Annotated in this window: 5 protein-coding genes; 4 read left to right on the top strand and 1 reads right to left on the bottom strand. The window is 41.7% G+C overall.

Translation table 11 applies throughout. From position 1 onward, the window contains the following. Positions 1-25 precede the first annotated feature (25 nt). The 3 genes from bioF (at position 26) to IQ246_RS28300 (ending at position 4,426) form a co-directional block, all read left to right on the top strand. Complete coding sequence (gene bioF, locus IQ246_RS28310) at positions 26-1,192, top strand: 8-amino-7-oxononanoate synthase (RefSeq protein WP_194006611.1); 1,167 nt, start codon at positions 26-28, stop codon at positions 1,190-1,192. 192 nt (positions 1,193-1,384) lie between these two features. Next, positions 1,385-2,308: a DMT family transporter gene (locus IQ246_RS28305; RefSeq protein ID WP_194006610.1), complete on the top strand. Its 924-nt coding sequence runs from the start codon at positions 1,385-1,387 to the stop codon at positions 2,306-2,308. Positions 2,309-2,638: 330 nt separating this feature from the next. Beyond that, complete coding sequence (locus IQ246_RS28300) at positions 2,639-4,426, top strand: alpha/beta hydrolase (protein ID WP_194006609.1); 1,788 nt, start codon at positions 2,639-2,641, stop codon at positions 4,424-4,426. 122 nt (positions 4,427-4,548) lie between these two features. Here the strand turns inward: IQ246_RS28300 and IQ246_RS28295 are convergent, their stop codons facing one another. Then, positions 4,549-6,192, bottom strand: coding sequence for a hypothetical protein (locus IQ246_RS28295; protein WP_194006608.1), 1,644 nt, complete (start codon positions 6,190-6,192; stop codon positions 4,549-4,551). Between IQ246_RS28295 and IQ246_RS28290 the strand changes: the two genes are divergently transcribed. After that, complete coding sequence (locus IQ246_RS28290; RefSeq protein ID WP_194006607.1) at positions 6,178-6,384, top strand: hypothetical protein; 207 nt, start codon at positions 6,178-6,180, stop codon at positions 6,382-6,384. The two genes, IQ246_RS28295 and IQ246_RS28290, sit on opposite strands and share 15 nt — an antisense overlap. The last annotated feature ends 131 nt before the right edge of the window (positions 6,385-6,515 follow it).

Genomic DNA, 6,515 nt, shown 5'->3' with positions numbered 1-6,515 from the left:
CCCCATGCCCCATGCCTAATGCCCCATGCCCACTGACCCTTATACCTGGCTAGAGGAATCTCTGGCAACTATTCATCGAGCCGGCTGGTATCGCTCAGTACAAGCAATCCACGGGGTTCCGGGTGCAAGCGTGGTTTTGGCTGGGCAACAGGTGATTAATTTTGCTAGTAATGACTATTTGGGACTGGCTGGGGATGAGCGCTTGATCGCAGCGGCAATTACTGCTATCAAAGAATTTGGTACTGGTAGTACTGGTTCTAGATTACTGAGTGGACATCGAGAATTACACAGGGAATTAGAAGAGGCGATCGCATCTACCAAACAAACAGAAGATGCAGTGGTATTTAGTTCCGGGTATTTAGCCAATTTGGGTGCGATCGCTGCTTTGGTGGGCAAGCGTGATTTAATCTTATCTGACCAGTACAATCATTCCAGTCTGAAAAACGGAGCGATTCTCAGTGGTGCGGCAATTGTAGAATATCCGCATTGTGACATGGCAGAACTCAAAACCCAGTTGAGCCAGCATCGGCAAAATTACCGACGCTGTTTGATTTTGACTGATAGTGTCTTCAGTATGGATGGTGATTTATGTCCCTTGCCAGCGCTATTAAATCTCGCTGATGAATTTAATTGTATGCTGCTAGTCGATGAAGCTCATGCTACTGGGGTACTGGGAAAAACTGGCGCTGGCTGTGTCGAACATTTCGGGTGTACGGGAAGGCAGTTAATTCAAATTGGTACTTTGAGTAAAGCCTTGGGTAGTTTGGGTGGATATGTGGCTGGAAGCGCTACCTTGATTGACTTTTTGCGGAATCGCGCACCAAGTTGGATTTACACTACTGCGCTTTCGCCTGCTGATACAGCAGCGGCGTTAACTGCAATCAAGATAGTCCAACAAGAACCGCAACGCCGCATTCAACTATGGCGAAATATAGATTATTTGAAAAAGTTAATGCAACAGCATTTACCTAACCTAAAATTATTACCTTCAGAATCGCCTATATTATGTTTCCAATTACACAGCACCGCCGAGGCCCTCAAAGTTGGAAAGCAGCTAAGAGATGCTGGGATTTTTGCCCCAGCAATTCGTCCTCCCACAGTACCAACAAGTCGAATTAGAATATCTGTGATGGCAACCCATGAAACAGCACATCTTGAGCAATTGGTAGCAGTGCTGAACAACGTTGATTAGCCACAACGCTAGATTAAGTGACGTACCTACACTTACTCGCCAGAGAAGTGTAGGCTTCTCAAAAACTCCTCAACTTTTCAACACAGCGAAAAGTTCTATAGACGGATTTTTTGTGGATAGGGAATAGTAAACCAATGCCTCATCCCCCTTCTATAAAGATGCTAACGTCGTCATGACCAGTATGATATTGGAATGTCATTACATCAAAGTTCTGGTCGCTGGCGTTTAGGGCTAGCATTATCCCTGTTGACGGTCTTCTTGTGGGGAATTCTACCGATCGCCTTGACGGTAACGCTGCAAGCGCTTGATGTCTACACCGTCATTTGGTTTCGCTTTTTGGCGTCATTTGTGTTGCTTGCTGTGTACTTAGGAGTACGCGGTCAATTACCGAAGTTAGAACAATTACGTTCTACCTCTTGGAAGTTGTTGGCGATCGCCACAATCTTCTTAGCAAGTAATTACCTCCTTTTTATGCAAGGTTTAGCACTAACATCCCCTGCTAACGCTGAAGTTCTTATTCAGCTATCCACTCTTTTATTAGGTTTGGGTGGTTTATTAATTTTTAAAGAACGTTATCGGCTGTATCAATGGGTTGGTGTAAGTATACTGACTTTGGGTTATCTTTTATTTTTTCGTGAACAACTAACAAACTTAATTACAGCACATAGCACATATATCTTAGGTAGTATTTCGATTGCCTTAGGAGCAGGAGCATGGGCCATTTATGCTTTGGCACAAAAGCAGTTATTACAAACTTTACCTTCCGCTAGCATCATGCTGATTATTTATGGAGGATGTGCTTTATTATTCACTCCTCTTGCTAGAGTAAAATCACTTTTTACACTTGATGCTTTGCATTTAGGAATGCTAATTTTTTGTGCTTTCAATACTCTAATAGCTTACGGTGCTTTCGCCGAATCATTAGAACATTGGCAAGCGTCGCGGGTGAGTGCAGTATTAGCTTTAGCTCCCATTGTTACTTTAATATCAATTGAACTTGTATCAGTAATTACACCTTCTTTAATTCCGCCAGAACAATTAACATTAATAGGAATATTAGGAGCAGTTTTAGTGGTAGCAGGTTCAGCAGCGATCGCCTTGGGAAAAACTGAGTAATTGTAGTTTTTTCTAGACTTTACTAGTTTTAAAATCAGTGAATTTGTTGCAGATTCAAAGCTACATTATAAATACGGAGGCAGGGTATTTTTTTATCTGTTATGATTTCACAGTAACAGCAGGCTATTGGAGTCAATGTCTTGCCAGATGGATATTTTACCTATCTGTGTGCTACTGTCACATCAAAGTTTTGACCCGATAGCAAAGATAAAAAAACCTCAAAATAATCCTTAAATCTGAGGAGAATAATATTAAGTAAACTCAGCAGGGTGCTCGAATAACTACCAAAGCCGACGCCTCGCGAAACAATATCACCGAAACAGTTGAGCGATGAATAGTTTGTTTGGTAATTGGGCCAGTACTCTGAGAAAAAGTTCTCTGTTACTGGTTCTTTCAATGTTGCTGCCAACGTTTGGAAACAGTAATTCTGTCATGGCAGCAGAGAGAATTTACGTATCTTATTCAGCTCTAGAGCTTTCTATTTCAGTTAATACTTTAGAAAATTACGCTAAAACAGGTGTAATTAACGACGATATTGCGGCTTATCAGCAGTATTTGCCACTTCCAAAAATTCAAGAATTGCGGCGGATTTTACTCAGTCCTGTGAAAGTTAGTCCGGTAGTGGTTTCCCAATTTCTTTACACACCACAAGGAGAATTTCTATTGCGTCGGTTGATGCAAGTGATTAAAACCAAATCTCGTCAACCAGAACCAGGTTTTGATGCCTTACGAGCAGCTTTGATTTCAGCTTCTGCTGAATCAGGAGGCTTGACGCTTTTGAATGTGTTGCGTAAGTATCCTACTAGGAACATCCATCTTGATTTAGTGCAGAGTCTAGAAATAGCAGGGGAACTTGAGAAAATTATCAATGAAACTAATCGAGCGATCGCAACAGTTTCGCAAAAGTCAAAAATAGAAGCTGCTACCATTCAACAACCAAATTTATCGCAATTACCAGATTTACAAGGTCAGGGACAGTTTAAGTCGCAAAAATATACACTGAAGTTTTTCGACTTGACACGCAATCGGCTTTTATTAACTGATGTTTACGTTCCCAATATCAAAAGTTCTACACCTGTAATTGTGATTTCTCACGGTTTGGGCTTAGATAGCAGTAACTTTCAATATTTAGCCAATCACCTAGCTTCCTACGGATTTACCGTCGTTGTTCCCAATCATCCGGGTAGCGACGCTCAACAATTGCGATCGCTACTCAATGGAAGTGCTAATGAAGTAGCAGAACCAGGTGAATTTAAAGACCGACCTTTAGATGTGAAATATATACTAGATCAACTAGAAAAGAGTAACCGCTCTGATTCACGGTTTAAAGGTCGGTTAAATCTACAACAAGTTGGCGTATTTGGTCAATCCCTTGGTGGCTACACAGCTTTAGCCTTAGCAGGCGCTAAAATAAACTTTGAGCAACTAGAACAAGACTGTCAACCAGAGGCACTTCAAGATAGCTGGAACATGTCTTTACTGCTCCAGTGTCGCGCTTTGGAATTGAGCAGTAGTAAATCCGGCAATAATTATAACTTGCGGGATAAAAGAGTTAAAGCAGCGATCGCAGTTAATCCAATTACTAGCTCTATTTTCGGCAAAGCTGGCTTAAGCCAAATTAAAACGCCAGTGATGATCATCGGCAGTAGTGATGATACTGTAGCACCAGCTTTATACGAACAAATTCTACCTTTCTCCTGGTTTGCTAATTCACACAAGTACCTCGTCATGCTTGTAGGTGGTACTCACTTTTCCACCATTGGCAATGGAAACCCTACAAATCAGCAAGTAGCATTACCTGCGGAGATGATTGGCGATGCTTCCCAAGCGCGTCGTTACATGAATGTTTTGAGTATGCCTTTCTTTCAAACTTATGTTGTAGGAAAGTCAAAATACATTCCCTACCTCAACGCCGCCTACGCTCAAAGCATTTCTAGTAAATCTCTTGGTTTGAGTCTTGTCCAGTCACTGAATACAACTGAATTAGCACAAGTACTAGGTAGCGATCGCCACAAAGCTCTACTTTTTCAAAAAAAAGCCCCGAACTCCATACTAAATTTTGGATTTTGGATGTTAGATGTTGGCGTTGCACTGCTGCATGTGACAATTTTTATTTAACAAGATTGGGCATGGGGCATGGGAGATTATATTAGGTAGGGATTGGTAGATTGAGTATTGGGTTGAAGATTAAAAGAATTCTTTCCCAATCCCCAATGCCCAATGCCCAATGCCCAATCCCCCTATTTCCCAATACATTCTGCTTTTAACAGAGTAAAACGCTCAGTCTCTAAAACAGAACACTGTTTTGCTAATATTGCTAATGCTGGAGTAGTCTCCCCTTCCAAACGGCTTAAAGCTTCTGTAAATGCTGGTTGAAAACTTTTTAGCCAAGTTTTTTCGCTCAAATACTCAGGTTTAAAAGCTGTACTTTCCAAAAGCCAAAAACTTACACCATACTTTTGAATTAGCTCTTTTGCTGCGGTTATGTCCTGACTATACTGAGCATCAATTAAATCAATAGTGCGTTGGCGAATCTGGGAGTAGTAGCCCAGATGAAAAGGTAGTGCGTATTCTCTACCCACTAAAATAGACCTTTGAGCAAAAGTCGGAATGTTATCTGCTTCGTCGGAAAGCGTGGCGACAAGACTGTCTTGAGGTTGCTGCTGAAGAAATTGGTACAGGGCTGATTCTCCAGATTGCCTGTAATCTGTTGTGGGAAAGCGTCCTGAAAAATTAGGATATAGAAGGAGTGCAATTGCTAAAGTGAGTGTTAATGCTAGCCGCCAGATTCTGCGTTTTTGTTGAGCAGCACGGAAAAATCCATCCAACATAATAGCTAAAGTGATACCAGCAGCAAGAGCCATAACAATTCGCAGCGTATGAATTGTATAGCGGGTGGGGAAAAACAGCTTTAACAGGAAGGCATGAGCAGCAAAAAACAGAGTCAAGGATACTATGACGACTTGCGGTAATATTGTGATTTTACTCTTGACTAAATTGATTAACGGGAAGCGTGACGCATATCGCAGCACCATTGGCAACAATAATCCTATCCAAATTAAAGGAGGCATCAACGGCGGTAGTATGCCACTATGCTGTCCAATCAGCCAAAATCGCCAAGGATTATTCTCAAAAAACGGATGCCGTCCTTCTCTCCAAAATTCTGGCATCATCCTGGCTTGAGAAGCGGTGACAACTGGGCCAAACTCAGAAGAAGCGATCGCATAAGGTAACATTACTATAAATCCCAATCCCAGAACGGTTGCTAGCAAAACATAGTTACTCCGCAACCTAATGAGCAAGATTCCTAAAGAAATCAATAGCAGTGGAGGATAGAAAAGTCCTTCCAGCACAACAATTAGACAGATAATTAGCCAAGATTCACGCAGCAGATAGTACAGAAATGCCAACAACAATGGATATACAAAAGACTTAGGTGTAGCAGAAACCAAGTCAGTCTTAAACCAAAGACTTTGATTGAGTAACAAAGTACTGATAAATCCAGCAATTGGCACCGGAAAAATCTCGATACACAGCCAAAAACAATAGATAGTAACAATTACCCCCAAGACGATGGGCAAGATTTTACTTAGCAAAAGAGGATTAATACCTAGACTAGCCATCAGTTTATAAACAGCGGCAAATCCGAATGGCGTAATCGATTTGAAGTAATCCGCAATCAAATCATGGGGTAACAAATCTGGATTGATAAACCGCTGCATCCAAAATACATATTCACGGGCATCATCCTGAGCAATATACTCACTTCTAAAGGCTTTTTGTAGTCCTAAAATACCGTAAAATATTGCAAATCCTAGACTGAGAGTGAACCACAATAAAACTGATGAAAAGGTGTGTTTGTTACTGTCTTGAAAATTGGGCATTGGGCATTGGGCATTGGGCGTTGGACATTGGACATTGGGCATTGGGCATCTGCTTACTCTTCGCCATGCGGTGGGGCGGATTTTCAACAACGCCCACTGTCTTCCTCGCGGCATAAAGTGCGGGGAAGAAGTTTCTTGCCGCTTTCTATAAAATCGAATTTTACAATAGACCTCTTGCAAAAGTCCCACTAACACCCGACCAGGCTTGCGGGGAGGAGAGACTTTGATGTAAGTCAAAGGCAGGGTAGGGTTCTTATTTTTGATTTATGCAAGAGGTCTAATAAGTTCATTGAAAGCAACATGCCCCATGCCCCATTCCCCAT

Source organism: aff. Roholtiella sp. LEGE 12411, assembly GCF_015206995.1.
In the GTDB taxonomy this organism is placed as follows: domain Bacteria; phylum Cyanobacteriota; class Cyanobacteriia; order Cyanobacteriales; family Nostocaceae; genus Komarekiella.
This window is presented reverse-complemented; position numbering and strand designations above follow the sequence as displayed.